The organism is Massilia niabensis (assembly GCF_042655085.1).
In the GTDB taxonomy this organism is placed as follows: domain Bacteria; phylum Pseudomonadota; class Gammaproteobacteria; order Burkholderiales; family Burkholderiaceae_D; genus Telluria; species Telluria niabensis.
Window position 1 is genome coordinate 1 of the sequence record NZ_JBHSMU010000020.1, and the last position, 874, is coordinate 874.

1 rRNA gene is annotated in these 874 nt (G+C 51.1%); it reads right to left on the reverse strand.

From position 1 onward, the window contains the following. A 23S ribosomal RNA gene (locus ACFPN5_RS25215) occupies positions 1-874 on the reverse strand; the annotation flags it as partial.

An 874-nucleotide genomic window follows, 5' to 3' on the forward strand; every position in this document is an offset into this window, starting at 1 on the left:
TCAGTGAGCTATTACGCTTTCTTTAAATGATGGCTGCTTCTAAGCCAACATCCTGACTGTTTTAGCCTTCCCACTTCGTTTTCCACTTAGCCAATCTTTGGGACCTTAGCTGGCGGTCTGGGTTGTTTCCCTCTTGACGCCGGACGTTAGCACCCGACGTCTGTCTCCCAAGCTCGCACTCATCGGTATTCGGAGTTTGCAATGGTTTGGTAACTCGCAATGAGCCCCTAGCCATAACAGTGCTCTACCCCCGATGGTGATACTTGAGGCACTACCTAAATAGTTTTCGGAGAGAACCAGCTATTTCCAAGTTTGTTTAGCCTTTCACCCCTACCCACAGCTCATCCCCTAATTTTTCAACATTAGTGGGTTCGGACCTCCAGGGCGTGTTACCGCACCTTCATCCTGGCCATGGGTAGATCACTTGGTTTCGGGTCTACACCCAGCGACTGTCGCCCTGTTCGGACTCGATTTCTCTACGGCTCCCCTATTCGGTTAACCTCGCCACTGAATGTAAGTCGCTGACCCATTATACAAAAGGTACGCCGTCACGGAACAAGTCCGCTCCGACTGTTTGTATGCACACGGTTTCAGGATCTATTTCACTCCCCTCCCGGGGTTCTTTTCGCCTTTCCCTCACGGTACTGGTTCACTATCGGTCGATTACGAGTATTTAGCCTTGGAGGATGGTCCCCCCATGTTCAGACAGGATTTCTCGTGTCCCGCCCTACTTGTCGTACGCTTAGTACCACCGGTCTGATTTCGTGTACGGGGCTATCACCCGCTATGGCCAACATTTCCAGGTTGTTCCACTATCAGTCCGACTATCACGTACAGGCTCATCCCATTTCGCTCGCCACTACTTTGGGAATCT